This is a genomic window from Sorangium sp. So ce726 (assembly GCF_051521405.1).
Taxonomy (GTDB): domain Bacteria; phylum Myxococcota_A; class Polyangia; order Polyangiales; family Polyangiaceae; genus Sorangium.
This window is the reverse complement of sequence record NZ_CP150349.1, coordinates 605,993-625,248: the sequence shown is the minus strand read 5'-3', so window position 1 is coordinate 625,248 and position 19,256 is coordinate 605,993. Positions and strand designations below refer to the sequence as shown.

The window sequence follows — 19,256 nt, the reverse complement described above, 5'->3', positions numbered from 1 at the left end:
GGAGACGCGGGCTCCGGGAGCTACGAGGGCCGCTCGCTCGGATCACGGAGGTGCCATTCCCACTTGTCCGGCCCCTCGTGCTTCTCGATGATGCGATCGTACCGGAAGCGCTTGAGCTTCGCGATCGTCTCGGGGGACAGATCCGCGAGGCGGAGCGGCGGAGAGGTATGGCTGGACATGCGGAAACCTAGCACGGCCCGCCTTGGCCCACGCCTCGCCGCCATCGCGCCGTGGAGCACGCCGCGTCGCTGGGATGGCGGCGGTGACGGGCGCGCCCGTCACCGCCGCGCGTCGCATCAATGCGTCCCGATCTTCGCGCCCGCGCTCGCGCGGGCCGACGCCGACGCCTTGAAGCTCGGCTTGGGGATCGAGATCTTCGGCGCCTTGATCTGCACGTTCACGCTCGGCGGCGTCACACGGACGCTCGGCGCCTTGACGAGCACATTGGCCTTCGCATTGGCCCTGGCAGCGGCGCCGGCCCCCGCATGGACGTGGACCTTCGGGTCGATGTCGGCCTTCGCCTTCAGGTCGGCGTCCGCGAGCGCGTGGACGTGCGCGTCCCAGTCGGTCTTCACGCGCACCTTCACGCGCGGGGCACGCGCGTGGACGGCGAACGCCACCCCGGGCCGGTAGCCGCACAGGCCCACGGCTGCGTGGCCCGCCTTCCGCACCGCGATGGTCAGCTTCAGCGGATCGGCGGCGAGCGCGAGCTTGCCCGTCAGGTACGCCCCCGCGGCCACCCCCGCGGCCGCGGTCGCGGCCACGTCCGCGGTCGCGACCGCCGGGGCGAGGACGACCACCTGCGGCGCCTCGGCCACCACGCCGAGCGTGATCTTGCGCTCGCCGAAGTCGATGGGCTTCAGGTCGGCGTCGAGCACATAGACGCGGACCTCGCCGGTCACCTCGTCGACCAGGAGCTCGAGGCGGTCGTCGCCCACGATCTCGATGCGCCCGCCGTGCGGGCCGAGCTTGCCCTCCGGCAGCCCGAGCTCCGCCGACGCCTTGGCGTTGGCGTAGAGGTCGGCGGTACCGCCGGCGGGGACGTGCAACGTTCCGTTCCACGGCTTGCCGGCGACGTTGAGCGTGTAGCCAATCTGGGTGAGATCCGCCTCGAGCTTGGGGCCGGCGGCGACCAGGAGACCGGTCTTCGCGTCGAGCGTGAGCGGCACCGTCTTCTCCCCGGACGCGTCCTTCCACACCAGCGTGCCGCTGACGTCCTCGCGGATCGGCTTGCCGTCCGGACCCGTGACCGCGGCCTTGACGTTCCCGTCGGCAGCGACGTTGAAGGCGGCCTTGCCGCTCTCGTGCTCCTCGACGTAGGCGCCTTCGCCGATCGCCGACTCGGCGGTGGCGGTCACCTCGACCGTCGCGTTCGCCTCAGCCGGCTGCTCGCTCTTGCCGCAAGCAGCCGCGGCGGCGATCAGCAGCAGGGCGAGCACTCCGGAAACCTTGGTGATCTTCATGAAATCCTCCTCTGTGCCAGCGAACCCTCGGCGCGAGCCGAGACTTCGCTTGAGCCGAGACGCCGAGGCTTGAACCTCCCCGGGCGCGCCGGCTGCGGAGCCCATCATACGCCGAGATGCCCTGGAAGGCGCGGACGAGCACGAATATCGGTAAGAATCAAAAGATCCAGGGAAACAGAGGTAGGACAATGGCACTCACGGCCGCCAAGCGGCCGTGTCGTGCCTACCGGCGATTCGTTCAGGCAGCGATCCGTGCGTCCGCGTTGAGCGCGATGATCGATGATCGCTCGCCGATGATCGATGGCCGCCCGCCCGTCGGCGCCGTGTTCAGGGGCTCTCGGCGCCCGGAGCTCCGCCCTCGTCCGCTGCCACGATCTTCGGGCACTTGCGCGCCACCGCATCACACTCCGGAGGAACCGTCTCGAGCGAGCTCAGCTCTGAGTCGCACGTGAGCGCCCGGACCCGCTGCGTCTGGGCGAGCAAGCAGACCTCGTACTCGGCCACCGTGGCGGAGCAGCCGGCGCGGTGCTCGGTCGGAGGCATGCAATCCGCTGCGTGGTCGTCCTGCTCGTCCGCCGCCTCGTCGGCCGTGGAGAGGCACTCGTCCTTCACCGTGCCGCACGGCTGCCCGACGGCGGGAGACGCGACGAGGCCCAGGTACTCACAGGCATCTTCCTTGGAGAGCTTCACCCTCGCCGCGAGCGAATCGCAGGCGGATTGGACGTCATCGGCCGTCAGATCCCTGAGCTGCTTGGAGCTCACGGCGCTGTCCGTCGGGGCGGAATCTGCACCTTCGCCGCCGCACGCGGCGAGGAACAGGACGGTCAACAAGGCCCCGAGATGAGTCGAATGCTTCATTCGTTGGTTCCCTTTCTAAGTGCGGCCGCCAGCGCGGGCCGTGAGCGCACCGGGAGCAAACCGTGTACCGCGAGCTCAGCTGTGCACGATTGGCTCGCACGGCGCGGTCGAAGCTCGGTGAAACGGGACAACGACATCGGAGGTGTCGAATCCACCAAGCGGGGAAAGCAGACGATCCCCGGCGGTCCGCTGGCCGCGAGAGACCGAGACGTCCCCGCCCGAGCGCCGCGCGGGGAGGCTCGCGTCGACATCGCGTCTCGACATGCGGCGACGACCGCGGCGGCGGAGCGCGCCTCCGCAGAGTCCCGGGTTCACCGTGTCTCGCGTGGCGCTAACGTCCAGAGAGGCGCCCGCGCGCCGGCGCTCCCTCCGTGCACGGGCCGCGCGGCCGCGCGGCCCGACGACCGCGCGGCGCCACGGCGGCGGGCTGGCGCCTCCGCCCCGGCGCGAGCCTCGATAGCCACGCTCCGCTGCCTCTTGTGTAGTCGCCTGTCGGTGCGGCAGCCCCGCCGCGCGGCGTTCGTGCGATGAGCTGGCCTCCACACAGACCTGTTGTACGGTCGGCCGCGCCGTGACATCATCGCGCGCCGTCGGGTGGATGTACTCAGCTCCAGCGTGGATGTCGGGAAACCGCTTTTGACCTACCACCTGGGGCGAATCCAGGCCCGGGCCAAGGACGCGTCGGTCCCTCGATGATCACGACGCCGAGCTCGGGCCAGGCCAGGCACCCTCCGGATGTCCCGGTGTCCATCGGGCCGTGGCGGGTGCTCGCGCCGCTCGGCCGCGGCGGGATGGGGGTCGTCTACCGCGCTCAGCACAGCGTCACGGGCGCGCTCGCGGCGCTGAAGACCGTCAGCGTGGGCGACGAGAGCCTCGTCTCCAGCATCCGCCGCGAGATCCACGCGCTCCGGGGCGTCGAGCACCCGGGCGTCATGCGGGTGCTCGACGAGGGGGTCCAGGGGGGGATCCCGTGGTACGCGATGGAGCTGATCGAGGGGCGCACGCTCCGGGATCACAACCAGGAGCGCTGGCGCGCCCGCGGGAGCGTGAGCACCGAGCCGACCGTGAGCGTCTCCACGGCGATGAACGCGCAGGCCAGCACCGCGACGGCGGAGATCGCGCCCGCCTCGATCATCCCGCGCTCGTACCAGCCGTTCGCGCCGCGCCCGTTCCACCGCGCGGCGGGCGGCGCGCTCCGCCAGGCGCTGACGCTCCTCCGCGCGATCTGCCGGCCGCTCGCGTACGTCCACGGCCGGGGCCTCGTCCACCGCGATCTCAAGCCGGACAACGTCTTCATCCGGCCGGACGGGACGCCGGTGCTCTTCGACTTCGGCCTCGCTTTCCAGTTCGAGGGGCACACCGGGCGCGACGTGCTCCAGGCGGGCGGCAGGCTGATGGGCAGCCCCGACTACATGTCCCCCGAGCAGATCCGCGGCGACCTCGTCGACGCGCGCGCGGACCTCTACGCGCTCGGCTGCATGATCTACGAGGCCGTGACCGGGGGCGTCCCGTTCCTCGGCGACTCGAGCTCCGTCGTGCTGTCCATGCACCTCTACGCCGAGCCGCTCCCGGCCTCCGAGCTCGTCGCCGAGGTGCCTCCCGCGCTCGACGCCCTCATCGCGCGGCTCCTGAAGAAGCGCCCCGAGGACCGGCTCGGCTACGCCGACGAGGTCGCGACCGCCCTCGCCGAGCTCGGCGCGGCCGACACGCCGCCGCGCGACTGGAGTGGCGCAGCGGGCGCGCGCCTGCCGAACGCGCAGCCGTACCTGTACCGGCCGCGCCTCGCCGGGCGCGGGAAGGCGCTGCAGCAGATCACCGAGGCGCTCGAGCGCGCCCACGAGCGGCGCCAGGGCAGCCTCGTCGTCGTCGGCGGCGAGAGCGGCGTGGGCAAGACGCGCCTCGCCGTCGAGGCGGCGCACCAGGCGGCGCTCATCCGCATGGCCGTGGTCACGGGCGCGTGCGCGGCCGTGTCCGCCGAGGTCGAGCGCGAGGGCGCGGTCAAGGCCGCGCCGCTGCACCCGTTCCGCCCGCTCCTGCTCGCGGTGGCCGACCGGTGCAACGAGCTCGGCCCCTCGGGCTACGACGCGCTGCTCGGCCCGCGCGGCAGGGTCCTCGCGCCGCACGAGCCGTCGCTCGCCCAGCTCCGCGGCCACGACCGCTACCCGGAGCCGGCCGAGCTGCCGCCGGACGCGGCCCGCTACCGGCTGCGGACCGCGCTCGCCGACACGCTCGCCGCGTTCGCCGCGACGCGGCCCGTCCTGCTCGTGCTCGACGACCTCCAGTGGGCCGACGAGAACTCGCGCGCCGTCCTCGAGCACCTCGACGCCGACTACTTCGCGGCCCATCCGGTGGTCCTCCTGTGCGCGTACCGGACCGAGGAGACGTCGCCCGCGCTCTCCTCGCTCCTCGGCGCCCCCTGGGCCTCGCGGCTCGAGCTCGGGCGGCTCGACCGCGGCTCGGTCGGGCGGGTGGTGCGCGACATGCTCGCCCTGGACGAGCCGCCCGAGGCGTTCGTGCAGTACCTCTTCGAGCAGTCGGAGGGGAACCCGTTCTTCATCGCCGAGTACCTCCGGGCCGCGATCCAGGAGCGGGTGATCTACCGGGACGAGGCCTACGCGTGGCGGATCCGCGCGGGCGCCGAGGGCGCCGCCGCAGAGCGGCTCGCCCGCGCCGCGCGCGGGAGCCAGCCGCCCGCGCCGCTGCCGCTGCCGGGCTCGCTGCGCGAGCTCGTGGCGCGCCGGCTGTCGGGCCTGAGCCACGAGGCGCTCGCGCTCGCGCGGCTCGCGTCGGTGCTGGGCCGCGAGCTCGAGGAGCGCCTGCTGCTCGGCGCCGCCGGCCTCGCCGAGGTCGACGCCATGGACGCGCTCGCGGAGCTCGCCCGCCGCCACGTGCTCGAGGAGACGGAGCCGGGGCGGCTCGGCTTCGTGCACGACAAGCTGCGGGAGATCGTCTACGCGGGCACCCCCGAGCCGGAGCGGCGGGCCCTGCACGCCGCCGCGGCGCGCGCGATCGAGCGGCGCCACCGCGACGCGCCGGGCCTCGCGCTGTCGTACCCGCTCCTCGCCCACCACTATGGAATCGCGGGCGCCGTCCAGAAGACGCTGGAGTACCTCGACAAGGCGGGCGCCCAGGCCCTCGCGACGGGCGCCTCCGGCGACGCGGTTGATTTTTACAAGAGAGCGCTCGACCTCGACGGCGCGCACCCTCCGGAGGAGCGCGCGCCGCCGCTCCGGCGTGCGCGCTGGGAGCGGCGGCTCGGCCAGGCCCACTACAACCTCGGCGATCTGCTCGGCGCGGAGCGGCACTGCGCGGCGGCGCTGGAGCTGCTCTCCCGGGACGAGGCCGCGTGGCTCCGCGCGGGGGAGCGCGCGGCGGGCGGCCGCGCGGGCCTCGGGGAGCGGCTCCGCCCGGCGGTGGCCTCGCTGAAGCAGCTCGGCCTGCAGCTCGCGCACGTCGCTGGCCTTCCGGCCCCAGTCGCGAGCGACGCGGCCGAGCGCGAGCGCCTCGCCGAGGCGTCGCTCGCGGCGGAGAAGCTGTCGGAGACGTACCTGTTCCGCAACGAGCCGACGCTCGCCTTCCTGGCCGCGCTGGCGGCGACCAACGCCGCGGCGCGGCTCGGCCCGTCGCTCGCGCTCGCGCGCGGGTACGCGACCCTGAGCGTCGCGTTCGGGTATGTCCCGTGGAAGGCCGTCGTCGACGCGTACGCCGCGCGCGCGACGGCGGTCGCCGCGGTGCTCGACGACCCGCAAGGCGTCGCGTTCGTCTCGTGCCTGCGCGGGCTGACGGCGCTCGGCGAGGGCCGGTGCCGCGACGCGCGGGCGCTGCTCACCCAGGCCGAGCGGCTGGCCGAGGCGCTGCACGACCGCCGCCGCAAGGAGGAGTGCATCACGCTGCTCGCCGGCGTGGCCTACTCCGAGGGCCGCTGGAGGGAGGCGCTCGACCTGTACGGCGCGCTCGTGAGCGCGTCGCGCGAGAGCGACAACGCGCAGGGCCACATCTGGGCGGAGAGCGGCCGCGCGCAGTGCCGGCTGCTGCTCGGCGACGGCGAGGGCGCGATCGCCATCTTCGACGCGCTGTCGGCCGAGGTGCAGCGGCTCGGCGACCGCACGCAGCAGATCACGCACGGCCAGGTCGCGCTGGGGCACCTGCTCCGCGGCGCGCACAGAGAGGCGCGCGCGGCCGCCGAGCGGACGCTCCCCATGCTCCGCGAGGGACAGCCGGCGGGCTACCACTGCCTGTACGGGTATGCGGCGGCGTGCGAGGTGCTGCTCGCGCTGATCGAGGACGCCCCTGGCTCGGCGGAGCGGCGCGAGCTCTCGCGCCTCTCCGCGGAGGCGTGCCGCGCGCTCGGCCGGTACGCGCGCATCTTCCCCCTCGGCCGCTCGACCTCGCTCCGCCTGCGCGGCCTCGCCGCGTGGCTCGCCGGCGGCCGCGCGCGTGCGAGGCGGCTCTGGGCCGCGGCGATCGACGACGCCCTGCAGCGCGGCCTGCCCGTCGAGGAGGCGCGCGCCCGCTTCGAGCTCGCGCGGCACCTCCCGCGCCGCGATCCGGAGCGCGAGCGCCAGATCGCGCGCGCCGCCGCGATCTTCTCCGCGCTCGATCTCCAGTACTGGCGCGACCGGGTGGCCCGGCTGCGCGAGCGCTAGGACCTCGCGTCCCGGACGAAGAGCACAAAAAAAGAGCGCCCATTCGACGGCGGGGGGGGGAAGCCGTCACGGGCGCTCTGCCCTTCATCCTTAGCAGGACACGGGCCAGGGCCCGACCTTGCTCGATTCAAGGAGTTAACCTTAAGGATGCTCCTGACGTCTTTCGAACCTGAGATTCTCGCTTGCAGGTCTGATAGCCCGGCCGCCCACTGGCGAGCAGCGATCCTGGTCGGACGTAGTGCAGACGGAGCCAGGACGCAGGCCTGCTCTCGCCCAGAACGTAACGGAGCACCGTCCCATCGCGGAGGTAGTCCGCGAGCGCGCCGCGGAGCGGCACGCCGCTCGCGTGGGTCATGAGCAGGCGCACCGTCCCCTCAGCGAGCCTCATGGCCGCAGCGAAGAGGCGATGAATGCGCGGGCACGCGGCTCGATCTGGCGAAGCTCGGAGAGGAGAGATGCGATGTCCGGGTGCGGATAGAGCACAGGCGTCCTCAGGTGTGAGCGCCCGTCGCATGATCGGTGGGGTCTGCGCCGCTGGGAGCGCTCGTGTCACGTAGCAGCGGGTGAGATCCGCCCGGAGCATCTCACCCGTGCGCCAGCGGCGCAACGGCGGCGGTGAGCCGCTTCACCGCGTCAAGGGCGCGCTTCGGGGAGCACCGCATCTACCGTCGACATCCACCCCGCGATGGAGCGGTGGACGAGGCTCCTCAGGGCCTCTCCTCCAGTCGATCTCCTCTGTCTGGAGCGGACGCCCCTCGGGCGTGCCAGGCGCGGATGACCGCTTTGGACCGTGGTCACAACCACAGTTCTGGGCCGTTCACCGCAGCACGCACGGCGCGATGACAACCGCTGAATCCCCCCACGCACGAGCGCGTCTAGCATCGCGTCCGATCGCGAATTGGAGCGTTCCCGTCGCGCCGCTCACCGAGGCAGACCGAGCAGCAGAGAGAGAGGCTCGCCCCCCCCGGCGCTCACGCGCCGTCACGTGGGCGCAAAGGCCATCCGCCAGAAACTTCGGAATAATCCATGCACCTAAAACACCTGACGTACCGCCGAGACGGAGCGAGAACGGGCCGAGACGTAAGGCCATCACTGACGTTATCCGTTGGACAATGTATCGACCCAGGGTATACACCGACGATCATTGACGGCGCGCTCCCAACACACGGGCAAAACACACAGGGAATCCATGCATTATCTCCGGCGCCCGTGCCCTGGACGACGAATTTCCGCGTCGACTGGGAGACGATAAGGCCTCATAAAGGAAGGCGAACAGGCGTCACCGCGCATCTCTCGGAGGATCGGAAAGTTCTACACGGTAGAGAGCCACCATCCATCACCGACGCAGGCGCCCCAAGCAAACAGGGCGAGCTACGTCCATAATCGCCAGTGACCGCGCGAGGCCAGGGCGACACCGGCGACAAGCACGTTCAACGTGCGGCACTCGACATCGTGAAACCTACTCAACACATCTCTTCTCGACTGCCCTACCTGCCCGCTGCTGCACCAGCATCGGAGCGGACTCCCTACCAGCCCATCGCGGCGATCGTCGGCTCATCGCACTATCGCGCCCTGTCGGACGACGCGTTGAAAGACGAGGACAACGCCGCATGGGTGCTCGGCCTCCCACCCGACGTGAAGCGGGCGTGGCTCGATCGCATCCGCTGGATCCGGATCGTCGATCGCCTCGCCGAGAACGAGCGCCTCGAGCCCCACGCGCGGCGATTCAGCCGCTTCATGGTGGCGTGGAGGCGCGTCCGTTCCTGCGGCTTCGTCGATCCGTGCTGCCCCTTCGCGCGCGAGCTCTCGGCCATCCACGCGCTGTGGCTCCGCCGCCCCGCGCTCGATCGTCCCGACCTGGACGAGATGCAACCGCGCTCGCTCGCCGCCTGGGACGCCTACTTGCTCGCCCTCGCCGACTACCACGCTCCCAGCCTGCTCATCCGCACCCTGAAGGAGCACGACACGATGCTGGTGCGGCTGTCAGGCCATATCTTTCAGCTGGTTCCGTTCCTGACGAAGGAGCACTGGGACGCAGCCGGGGAGTTCGGCCGGCTCGATCAGTTCTTCAACAATCTGAGGGACATGCAGGAGGACGCCGATCGCGGCATCTGCTACCTGCCCGAGGACGAGCTCGCGCGCCATGGGGTCACGCGCGCTCAGGTGATCTCCGGACGGTGCGTCGACACGCCCGGATACCAGGCCCTGATGCGGTACTGGCTCGATGAGGTCATGCCAGCGCTCTACGCGCGCGCGGCGCCGTTCATCGAGGCGCGCGGCCTCCACCCCTCGCTCCAGATCATGAGGGAGTGGAGCCTGCGCCGTTATGCCCGCATCACACGGGTGTTCCGCGCGACCGGCTTCGATCACCGCCGGTTCCCCGCGCGGTACTGGACCGAGGTGCGGCGCGACCTCGCCGAGCGGCGGCAGCAGCTCCGCGCTCACCCCGTGTAGCGCCTCACCGTCGAGAGGAGCGCGTCCGGCTCGAACGGCTTGCCGAGCCACGCGTCCGCGCCGACCTCGGCCGCCCGCCGGTGGGCGTCCGCCGCGGCGGTGAGCACGACGATGGGCGCCTGACGCCCGTGCCGGACCTCGAGCTCGCGCGCGAACTCCGGGCCGTTCATCACCGGCATCTTCATGTCGAGCAGGATGAGATCCGGCAGGTCGTGCTCCAGCTTGGCCAGCGCCTCGCGACCGTTGCACGCGATCTTGACCCGGTAGCCGTCCTCCTGGAGCACGAGGGAGACGAGCGCCACGAGATCCGCGTCGTCCTCCACGAGGAGCACCGTCTTTGCGTGTCTGTCGCTCATCGTCGATCGGCCGCGGGGGCCTCGCTGCTGAGTGGAAGGGTGAAATAAAACGTGCTGCCGCTGTCCTCCTCGCTCTCGAACCAGATACGGCCACCGTGACGGGTGATCATGTCCTTCGCAAGGAACAGCCCGATTCCCATGCCTCCGTAGTCGTGTCGGGTGTCCGTGTGCGCGCGGAAGAAGCGCTCGAAGATCCGCTCCTGCTTGTGGGCGGGGATGCCGACGCCCTGGTCGCGCACGGACACGACCGCCTCGAAGCGCTGCGCCGCGCCGTGCCGCTGCGAGAAGAGCGCGGCGTCGCAGGAGGACGGCGGCGACGACACCGGCGCGCGCTCGGCGACGGCGACGGTCACGTCGACGTCGCCGCCGTCCGGCGAGTACTTCACCGCGTTGTCGAGGAGGCTCGCGAGCACCTGGCGCAGCCGCTCCGGATCGGCGCGCACGACGGGCGGCCGCTCGGCGTCGAGCGACAGCCGCACCCGGTGGCGGCTCGCCGACTTCGCGACGCGATCGACCGACTCCTGCACGAGCTCCTTCAGATCGACGTCCTCCTCGGAGACCTGGAGCACGTCGAGCGTGACCTGCGAGATCGCCAGGAGATCGTCGACGATGCGGTTGATCCTGTCCGCGCCGCGGTCGATGGCCTCCAGCATCTTGCGGCGCGGCGCCGGCAGATCGTTCGTGTTGCGCAGGAGCGCGAGCGCGTATCCCTTCATGATCGCGACCGGCGTCTTGAGCTCGTGCGCGCCGACCCGGATGAACTGATCTTTGACGAGATCGAGCTCCATGAGCTCCGTCACGTCGCGGGCGACCGCGACCGCGCCGAGGACGGCGCCGCCCTCGCTGCGGATCGGCGCCGCGCTGGTCCGCAGGAAGACGTCGCGGCCCGCGCGGCCGTCCGCGAGCACCTGCTCTTCCTGCACGATGGTCTCGCCGGCGAGCGCCCGCACCATCGGCAGCTCGTCGCGCGTGAAGGCGCGGCCGTCGCTGTGGCGCACCCGGCCGAGGTCCATCACCTCCTCGACCATCCGGCCCGCCTGCTCCGAGCGGCCCGAGAGGCCGAGCAGCCTGAGCCCCGAGGCGTTGATCATCGTCAGCCGGCCCTGGCGGTCGCACGCGAACACCCCCTCGACGAGGTTGTCCAGCACGGCGCCGAGCTGCGCCGCGCGCTGCGCCGCGTCTTGCAGCAGGCGCTCGCGCTCCGCCAGGTAGCTCCGCGTGCGCCGGGACGACTCCTCCAGGCGATCGACCATCGCGTTGACCCCGCCCGCCAGCGCGCCGATCTCGTCCTTGAAATAGACCGGGATCCGCTCCAGCCGGTCGACCTCGCCGCGCTGGACGATCTTCTGGATGACCGCGGCGACCTGCTGGAGCGGGCCCGCGAGGGCGCCGGCGAGGAAGCCCGCGCAGACGGGCGCCCAGGTGACCGCGACCATCGAGAAGATCGCCAGGGTGAGCTTCAGGCCGGGCTTGGCCGGCCCCGCCGTCTCGCCGAGCACCATCGCCGCCATCCAGCTCGTCGGCGCGATGGCGAGGCAGGCGCCGAGGATCACGAGGCGGACGGCGAGCGAGTATCCCTTGCCGGGCATGGCGAGGCCGCGCTCGCGCGCGATGAGCGAGATCACGCCGGCGGCGGGGGCGAGCAGGCGGCCGAGGATGCTGTAGGCGAGCGGCAGCGCGGCCGCGAACAGGGCCAGCGCGAACAGGGCCAGCGCGACGCCGCGCTGGACGCCGAGGGGGCTCTGGTCCGGCGCGATGAAGTAGAGCGCCACCGTCACGGGCAGGTACAGGAGCCCCCACGACACGGCCCAGACCGTCGCGAACGCGAGCGGGGTGTTGTAGGCGGCGTTCGCCGCGGCGAGGACGGTCTCCTCCGGGGGCGCCGCGCCGCCGCTGCTCGTATCCTCGACGCCCGCGCCGCTCTGGAGGCGATGGACCACGGCGTACTGCCGCAGGCGCTCGATCGGGCGCAGCATGTGGACGAGCAGCGCAATCAGGCCCCCCGTCTTGACGAGGTACATGAGCCCGATCAGCCCGAGCAACCGCGCCTGGACCGCCGAGTCCACGACGCCGAGGAGGCGCAGGTGAGCGACCGGGACAAGCAGGCTGTACGGCAACTCGATGCCGAACGCATAGGCCACGACCCGAGGCGTGAACGACGGAGTCGGCGACCTCCCCGGATTCCAGATTCTAGCCCAGGCGGCTCGGCTGATGGCCACGTCCGTCACCCCTCTTGTTGAAGCATGGTCGCGGGGTTCGCGCCTCTGAGGCCCCTCCGCGCCAAGTTGATGAGTCAGGTCGCCAGGCAGCTTTGCTATGAGACCAACGAGCGAGTTGTCGACCGTTTTGCGCAGTGGCTCGTGTCGATTCGATCGACTCCCACTCACATGTTCCGTCCGCGCGCGGGCGCTGTGCGATTTTCCTGATCAGCTCAGGGACTGCCTTATGGCGTTCCTGGCAATCAGGAAAAGGATGGTGAGCACGTGGCGCGCGCGCAGGCCGCTCGCCTCGCCGCGGTAGACGGGGCGCACGCTGACCTCGCAGACGCGGAGCCGGCGAGCCGCGAGGGCGGCGAGCAAGTCGTTCGGATAACCGTAGCGGGGCCAGAGGCCGTCGAGGTCGAGCGCGTCGATCGCGCGGGCCGAGATGGCGGTGTACCCGCACTGGCTGTCGGAGAGGGCGTCGAGCCCCGCCGCACGGCGGGTGAGCGCGGCGAGCGCCGCCGTCGCGGCGAGCCGCTGGAGAGGCATGACGCGCCACACGTCGGGGTGGCGCAGCCGATCGCCCTTCACGTAATCGGCTTCGCCCGAGGCGATCGGGGCGACGACGCGCGGGAGATCGCGCGGATCCATCTGCCCGTCGCCGGCCATGACCGCGACGGCCGAGGCGCCGAGGGCGCGAGCGCGCCGGTAGCCAGCGACGATCGCCGCGCCGACGCCGCGGCACTCCGGGTGGACGAGCACCTCGAGGCGCTCGTCCCCGACCGCGCGCGCTATCTCGGCCGTGCCATCTCGACTGGCATCGTCCACGACGATCACGTGGTCGACAAAGGCAGGGACCGACCCCGCCGCCTCAGCGATCCATCGCGCCTCGTCCCGCGCGGGGATGACCACTGCGACACGCGCACCGTGGAGCACGCGAATTCCTAGCGGAGCGAGCGGTCTCCGGCAACGCGCTCGGCGCTGCGACAACACGCTTGGCGCCGCGCCGCGAGCCGTGCGCGCCGGACGTATTACCTGCCAGCGCTCTTACGGAGCTCGGCGTACGAGCCGCCTGGCGTGGCCGTCTCGACGGGCAGCCCGGCCGGCCCCCACCCTGGCTCGGTGATCGCGCCGAACGCGTCGCGCGGCCCTTCGAAGCCGGCGCGCTGCTCGATGACGGCCGTGTAGCCAGCCGACACCATGGCCTCGGCCGCGCGCATCGAGCGCTGTCCGGACTTGCAGCCCACGATGATCTTCGCGTCCCTGGGATAGAGGGCGCGGACCACCTCGAGGAAGTCGGGGTTCTGCTTCATGCCGCCGGCGCCGGCGTGCATGAGCGGCACGTTGTGCGCGCCGCTCGGGTGCCCGGCCGCATATTCGGGCTCGCTCCGGACGTCGAGGTAGAGATACCCCTCCTCGTCGATGAGCTTCTTGGCCTGCTGGGGGGATACGCGCTTGAGGTCCGCCATGGGGCGCAGTCTACCCCCGGCGCGGCGCGCTCGTCAGAACGTATGAATGAAGAGCCCGCTGCGGAGCTTCGGCTCGAACCACGTGCTCTTCGGCGGCATGAGCAGCCCTGCGTCGCTCACCGCGAAGAGCTCGTCGATCTGCGTCGGATAGAGGTGGATCGCCACCGTGAACGCGCCCGAGTCGACGCGTCGCTCGAGCTCGGCGACGCCGCGGATGCCGCCGACGAAATCGACGTGCTTGTCGCGGCGGGGGTCGCTGACGCCGAAGATCGGGCCGAGGATCTGGTCCTGGCAGATGGAGCAGTCGAGCGAGGCCACCGGGTTGTTGGCGTCGAACGAGCCCGGGCGGACCTTGGCGGTGTACCAGCGGCCGCCAAGGTAGAGCCCGAAGGACCGCGGGCCGGACGGGGTCGCGGCTGCGGCGTCCTTCGCCGGCGCGATGTCGAGCCGCTCGCCGAGGGCCGCGAGCAGCGCCTCCGCGCTGCGGCCGGCGAGGTCCCGCACGACGCGGTTGTACGGCATGATGTTCATCTGGTCGTGCGGGAAGACCACGGCCAGGAAGACGTCGTGCTCGCCGCCGTCGCCGCGCAGCTTCCTGTGGACGCGCGCCGCCGCGGCGCTGCGGTGGTGGCCATCGGCGACGTAGAGCGTGGGGATCGCCTGGAAGCGCTCCTCGAGGTCGGCGGTCGCCGCGCGGCCGAGGACCCAGAGCTTGTGCTCGACGCCGTCGGCGGTCGTGAAATCGTAGATGGGCGGCGACTGCAAGGCCTCCGCGACCGCGCGGTCGACGCCCGCGTCGGCGCGGTACGTGAGGAACACCGGCTCATCGTGGGCGCCGAGCTCCTCGATGTGGCGGGTGCGGTCGTCCTCCTTGTCGGGGCGCGTCTTCTCGTGCTTCTTGATGACGTCCTGCTCGTACTCGGCGACCGCGGCGCAGCCGACGACGCCGATCTGCCGGTGATCACCCATCCTCTGGGCGTAGAGGTAGAGGTGCGGCTCCGGGTCCTGCGTGAGGTCGCCGCTCGCGATGAGATCGGCGAGGTTCTGCGCGCCGCGGGCGTAGACGGCGTCGTCGTGCTCGTCCGTCCCCTCGGGCAGGTCGATCTCGGGGCGGGAGACGCGGAGGAAGCTGTGCAGGCCTCCCGCCGCGAGGACGCGCGCCTCGGCGGTCGAGATGACGTCGTACGGCGGGCTCGCGACGCGAGCCGCCTGGGCCTGGGGGGGTCGGTAAGCGCGGAAAGGTCGGACGGTAGCCACGGAGAGCGACTAACCCAGCGGCCTGGGCGCGTCGAGGCGGCTCGCGCGGCGGGAGCTGCGGCAGGCGGGGCGGGCAAACCGCGCGCGCCCGCGCCGAGCCCCCGTCGCGGGCGCGGAGCCCCGGCGACGGCGGCGCTGATGGCCGCGCGCGGCGCGTGCTAGGAGGGACTCGCGCCGCGAGCCGCTCGCATCCGCTCGCCGCCGCACCATCCCGCCCGCGCACCACCGCGCGCCGCACGAAGAGGAACCTTGTCCAGCTCCGGTGAGTCCTACCCTCCGCCGCGCTATTCGACCCTCCCGCCCGGCTCGGCGGACGACGATCTCCCCCTGCCGGGCGAGATCCCCTCGTTCTCCAGCTCGCGATCCCGCCGCGTGATCGCCGTGGGGGGTGGCCGCGGGGGCGTCGGCAAGGCGACGCTCGCGGTCAACCTGGGGGTGTACTTCGCGCAGCTCGGGCGCGACGTGATCATCATCGACACCGACGCCTACAGCCCGGGGCTGCACGCCGCGCTGGGGATCGAGGCGCCGTCCCTCGTCACGCGCGAGGACATCGAGGAGGGCAAGGCCGAGCCGATCGCGACCACGGTGCCCGGGCTCCGGCTCGTCCCGACCGCGTACGACCCGATGACGGCCACGCCGCACCGGCCGAGCCGCGCCGCCTACTGGATGAAGATGATCCAGGAGCTCGACGTCGACTACGTCATCGTCAGCCTCGGCGCGGCGACCGGCTCCTCGACGCTCGACCTCTTCCTGCACGCCGACGTCGGCATCTGCGCCACCACGCCCGAGCCGCTCGCGGTCGAGCACTCCTACCGCTTCTGCCGCGCGCTCTACCAGCGCACCTTGCGCCGGGCGCTCATGAAGGAGCGCTTCAAGATCCGGCTCGTGGAGAAGGTGGCCGCGTCGCTGCCGGCGCTCGCGACGCCGCGCGACTTCATCATGGAGGTGAAGCGGTTCGACGAGGGGGTCGCGTCGCTCGCGGCCGCGCAGCTGCCGCGGGTGAAGCCGCACCTCGTGGTCAGCCAGACCCGGCACCGCTCGGACCTGGAGCTCGGCCCCGCGATGAGCGCCGTCTCGGAGCGCTTCCTCGGCATCTCCCTCGACTACCTCGGGCACATCGAGCACGACGACGCGGTGTGGCTGACCGCGCGCCGGCGCCAGCCGCTCCTCATCGACAGCCCGACGTCGAAGAGCGCGCGCAACCTCGAGCGCGTGGCCCGGCGCATCCTCGCGCTGCTCGCCGCGCGCGACTCCCGCCCGGCCGAGGCGCACGCGCGCGCCCTCGCCGCCGCCTCGAAGAGCGCCGCGCCGCCGACGCTCTACGATGCGCTCGGCCTCGCGCGGACGGCCGCCGACGACGAGATCCGGCGCGCCTACAAGCGCCAGCGCGACATCTACCGGGAGGGGAGCCTGCCCGTGGTCAGCGTGCTGAGCCCCGCGGTGCTCCAGAAGGAGCAGGCGCGCATCGAGGAGGCGCACGACACCCTCCTCGATCCGGTGCGCCGCCGCGCGTACGATCTCTCGACCTACCCGGACGATCCGCGCACGCAGCTCGGCCCGGTGCGCGCCGAGAACGCCGCCGCCGCGGCCGAGCTCGCCATGCTCCAGGCCGAGCTCGCGCGCGAGATCAACGCCGAGACGCAGTTCAGCGGCGCGCTGCTCCGCAAGGTGCGCGAGTCGCAGGGGGTCGAGCTCACCGACATCTCGCAGCGCACCAAGATCTCGCTGGCGCACCTCCAGGCGATCGAGAACGAGGCGATAGGCGACCTGCCGGCGACCGTCTACGTACAGGGATTCGTTCAGGAAATTGCCAAGTACATGCGGCTCGATCCGGCGCAGGTGGCGAAGACCTACATGCGTCGCCTGCGCGAGATCTCCGCGGGTTCGCGCGCCAAGCCGCATGGCTGAGGCGGCGCGCGCCAGCGACGGGGCGGCGCGGAGCGGGGGCGGCGGGTGCGGCGTGTCAAAGCGCGCCGGCGGGGATCTCGCGTTCTCGGCGCTCGCGTTCGCGCTCGCGCTCCTGCCGCGGCTCTACGTGGCGATCGCGTGGGCGCGCGAGCCGGTATGGGACGGCCATTACTATGATTTCGGCGCGCGCCGCATCGCTGCCGGGCTCGGCTACTCGGACGATCTCATCGTCGGGGGCCAGGCGATCTGGCACCCGTGGTGCCATTATCCGGTCGGCTACAGCGGGTTCCTCGCCCTTGTCTACCGGCTGTTCGGCGCCGGGCCGTATGCGGCGACCGTCGCGAACGCGGTGACCGGCGCGCTGCTCGTCGTCGTTGTCCACCGCCTCGCCCGGTACGCGACCACGCCGGCGCGCGCCCGCGTGGCGGCGCTCCTCGCGGCGCTCTCGCCAGGGCTCATCCTGTATGCGGCGCTCCTCATGACGGAGCCGCTCGCGGCGCTCGGCCTCGTGACGGCGCCGTGGCTGCTCGCGCGCGACGCCGCGCGCGGTCGCCCGGCCCGCGGCGCGGTCCTCGCGGGCGTGGCGCTCGGGCTCTCGGCGCTGGTGCGGCCCCAGAGCCTGCTCTGCGCGCCGGCCCTGGCGCTGCTCGCCTGGCGGGGCAACGGCGGGGCGCGCGCCGCGTGGAAGCGCGGCGCGCTCACGGCCGCGCTCTCGGCCGCGGCGGCCCTCGCCGTCGTGGCGCCGTGGACGATCCGCAACTGCCGCGTGATGGACGGCTGCGCGCTCGTCTCGACGAACGGCGGCTGGAACCTCGCGATCGGCGCGTTCCCGCGCGCGACGGGCCGCTTCGAGACGCTGCGCGCGGGCGACGGCTGTCCGATCGCGCGCGGCCAGGTGGCGCAGGACCGCTGCTGGATGGCCGCGGGGCTTCAGTGGATCAAGGACGATCCAGGCCGCTGGCTGGCCCTGATCCCGAGGAAGCTGGGCTTCACCTTCGATCACGAGTCGTTCCCGATCGGCTATCTCGGCGAGGCGGACCCTGCGGCCTGGCCCGAGGAGCGGCGCGCGGCGGGGCGCCGCGTGCTCACGGCGTCGCACCTCGGCCTGCTGTCCGCCGCGGCGCTCGGGGTCGTGGCGATGCCGCGGCGGAGGCCACGGCGGGAGCTCGTCCCGCAGCTCCTTGCGCTCGCGGCGGTGCTCGGGCTGGTCGCGCTCGGGGTGTTTGGCGACGGGCACGCGTTCTGGCCGCTCGCGGTGGTGATCCCGCTGATCGCCGCGCTGCCGCTGCCGGGCCGACCCGCGAACGGGGGTGTCGTCGGCTACCTCGCGTTCGCGGTCGCGTCGGTGGCGCTGACGCACGCCGTGTTCTTCGGCGAGGACCGGTATCACATGGTCGTGACGCCGGCCCTGTGCATCCTCGCCGCGTGCGCGCTGCGGCGAGGGGAGGCGGACGGGGAGCAGGCGGGCGATCGGTGACGTGACGCGGACGGCGCCCGGAGGCGCTGGAGGCGACCGGTCAGGGCCTTGGCGCCGCAGCGCTCGGGCCGCCAGCTTTCTCCTTCTCCAACGCTTCCTGGTCCATCACCAGGCCGATCTCGATCCGCCGGTTCTTCGCCCGCCCCTCCGCCGTGAGCTTCGTCGCCACGGGCGCGAACTCCCCGTACCCGGCTGCGGACAGACTCCCGGGCGCCATGCCCTCCGCGATCAGCGCCTGGACCACCGCCACCGCGCGGGCCGCCGACAGCTCCCAGCTGGACGGGAAGCGCGCGCCCTTCGCCTTCTTGCTCTTCGCGTCGCCGCCGTCGTCGGTGTGCCCGGCGACCTGGAACCTGTGCTCCGGCATCGCCCGGAGCACCGCGGCGATCTCGGCCAGCACCGCGCGCCCCTCGCGCTGGATTTCGGCCTTCCCCGCAGCGAAGAGCGCGTCGCTCGGCACCTCGATCACGAGCTGCCCGGCGCGGAGCCCGACACGGACCTTCCCCGCGAAGGCCGCGCCCTTCAGCCGGTCCACGGCGTCGCGGATCCCGGCCGCCCGCGCCTCCGCCGCCGCCTGCTTCCGGCGCAGATCGTCGAGCTTGGCCCGCGTCTCCGCGAGCTCCGCCGACAGGCTGCCCCGCTCCCCGGCGAGCTGTCCCACGCTCTGCCCGGCGCTCCGGAGCCGCGCCGACAGCTCCTCGTTCATGGCGGCGAGCTCGTCGAGCCTCCGCGCGAGCCCCGCCTCGGCCGTCGTCGCCTCGGACAGCCTGAGATCGCGCGCCCGGAGGTCGTCCGAAATGCGCGCCAGCTCCTCCTCGATGGCGGCGACCTGCGCGGACCGCTGCGCGGCCTCGGCGCGGGCGCTCTGGGCCTCGGCCCGCGCCTTGTCACCCGCCTCGCGCTCTCTCCGGATCTCCGCGCGCGCCTCGTCGTACACCGCCTGCCGGACGAGGCAGCCCGGCGTCGCCAGCCCCAGCAGGCCGACCGTGAGGAGCCGCGCCGCCGCAGGCGAGCGCCGCGAGAGCCACGTCGGGATCCTGCCGGCCGTCGTCGTGTCTTTCATGCGTCGCGCGCACTCTGGCACGAAACCTCGGGCGCGACGAAATCGTGGCAAACGTTCCCTGCGCACCGCCGCGCGAGCGGTCGCGAGCCGTCCCACAGCGCGCA

The 19,256-nt window shown here is 72.5% G+C and carries 13 protein-coding genes; 4 read left to right on the top strand and 9 right to left on the bottom strand.

The window, feature by feature from the left end; all coding sequences use genetic code 11:
- Window positions 1-20 precede the first annotated feature (20 nt).
- From WME79_RS02300 to WME79_RS02290, 3 genes are all read right to left on the bottom strand, one after another.
- Window positions 21-179 carry a hypothetical protein gene (locus WME79_RS02300; RefSeq protein ID WP_437531350.1) on the bottom strand — a complete coding sequence of 53 codons (159 nt, stop codon included), beginning with the start codon at window positions 177-179 and terminating at the stop codon, window positions 21-23.
- Between the two features lie 117 nt (window positions 180-296).
- Window positions 297-1,463, bottom strand: a complete 1,167-nt coding sequence (locus WME79_RS02295; RefSeq protein WP_437531348.1) for a hypothetical protein — start codon at window positions 1,461-1,463, stop codon at window positions 297-299.
- Between the two features lie 327 nt (window positions 1,464-1,790).
- Window positions 1,791-2,321, bottom strand: a complete 531-nt coding sequence (locus WME79_RS02290) for a hypothetical protein (RefSeq protein ID WP_437531346.1) — start codon at window positions 2,319-2,321, stop codon at window positions 1,791-1,793.
- Between the two features lie 692 nt (window positions 2,322-3,013).
- On the opposite strand from WME79_RS02290, the gene WME79_RS02285 reads away from it, so the two are divergent.
- On the top strand, window positions 3,014-6,967 hold the full coding sequence (locus tag WME79_RS02285; RefSeq protein WP_437531344.1) for a serine/threonine-protein kinase: 3,954 nt from the start codon (window positions 3,014-3,016) through the stop codon (window positions 6,965-6,967).
- A 1,452-nt stretch (window positions 6,968-8,419) separates the two neighbouring features.
- Window positions 8,420-9,421, top strand: a complete 1,002-nt coding sequence (locus tag WME79_RS02280; RefSeq protein WP_437531342.1) for a squalene/phytoene synthase family protein — start codon at window positions 8,420-8,422, stop codon at window positions 9,419-9,421.
- Here the strand turns inward: WME79_RS02280 and WME79_RS02275 are convergent.
- From WME79_RS02275 to WME79_RS02255, 5 genes are all read right to left on the bottom strand, one after another.
- The gene (locus WME79_RS02275) at window positions 9,409-9,777 is read right to left on the bottom strand and encodes a response regulator (protein WP_012233064.1); all 369 of its coding nucleotides are present in this window, start codon (window positions 9,775-9,777) and stop codon (window positions 9,409-9,411) included. The genes WME79_RS02280 and WME79_RS02275 overlap by 13 nt on opposite strands.
- Window positions 9,774-11,996 (bottom strand): HAMP domain-containing sensor histidine kinase, encoded by a 2,223-nt coding sequence (locus WME79_RS02270; RefSeq protein WP_437531340.1) that lies wholly within the window; start codon window positions 11,994-11,996, stop codon window positions 9,774-9,776. Before WME79_RS02270 ends, WME79_RS02275 begins: the two co-directional genes overlap by 4 nt.
- A 207-nt stretch (window positions 11,997-12,203) precedes the next feature.
- The gene (locus WME79_RS02265) at window positions 12,204-12,914 is read right to left on the bottom strand and encodes a glycosyltransferase family 2 protein (RefSeq protein WP_437531338.1); all 711 of its coding nucleotides are present in this window, start codon (window positions 12,912-12,914) and stop codon (window positions 12,204-12,206) included.
- A gap of 95 nt (window positions 12,915-13,009) precedes the next feature.
- A complete protein-coding gene (locus WME79_RS02260; RefSeq protein WP_437531336.1) occupies window positions 13,010-13,447 on the bottom strand; it encodes a rhodanese-like domain-containing protein in 438 nt (145 codons plus the stop codon).
- A 33-nt stretch (window positions 13,448-13,480) separates the two neighbouring features.
- Window positions 13,481-14,704 (bottom strand): DUF1015 domain-containing protein, encoded by a 1,224-nt coding sequence (locus tag WME79_RS02255; RefSeq protein ID WP_437531334.1) that lies wholly within the window; start codon window positions 14,702-14,704, stop codon window positions 13,481-13,483.
- Window positions 14,705-14,953: 249 nt separating this feature from the next.
- Here WME79_RS02255 and WME79_RS02250 point away from each other — a divergent pair, with 249 nt between their 5' ends.
- Window positions 14,954-16,612, top strand: a complete 1,659-nt coding sequence (locus WME79_RS02250) for a helix-turn-helix domain-containing protein (protein WP_437531333.1) — start codon at window positions 14,954-14,956, stop codon at window positions 16,610-16,612.
- Entirely contained in the window at window positions 16,605-18,089 is a 1,485-nt protein-coding gene (locus tag WME79_RS02245; RefSeq protein WP_437531332.1) for an ArnT family glycosyltransferase, read from the top strand. The genes WME79_RS02250 and WME79_RS02245 overlap by 8 nt, the downstream gene beginning before the upstream one ends.
- A 40-nt stretch (window positions 18,090-18,129) precedes the next feature.
- Here the strand turns inward: WME79_RS02245 and WME79_RS02240 are convergent, their stop codons facing one another.
- A complete protein-coding gene (locus WME79_RS02240; protein ID WP_437531331.1) occupies window positions 18,130-19,152 on the bottom strand; it encodes an OmpA family protein in 1,023 nt (340 codons plus the stop codon).
- Window positions 19,153-19,256: the final 104 nt, after the last annotated feature.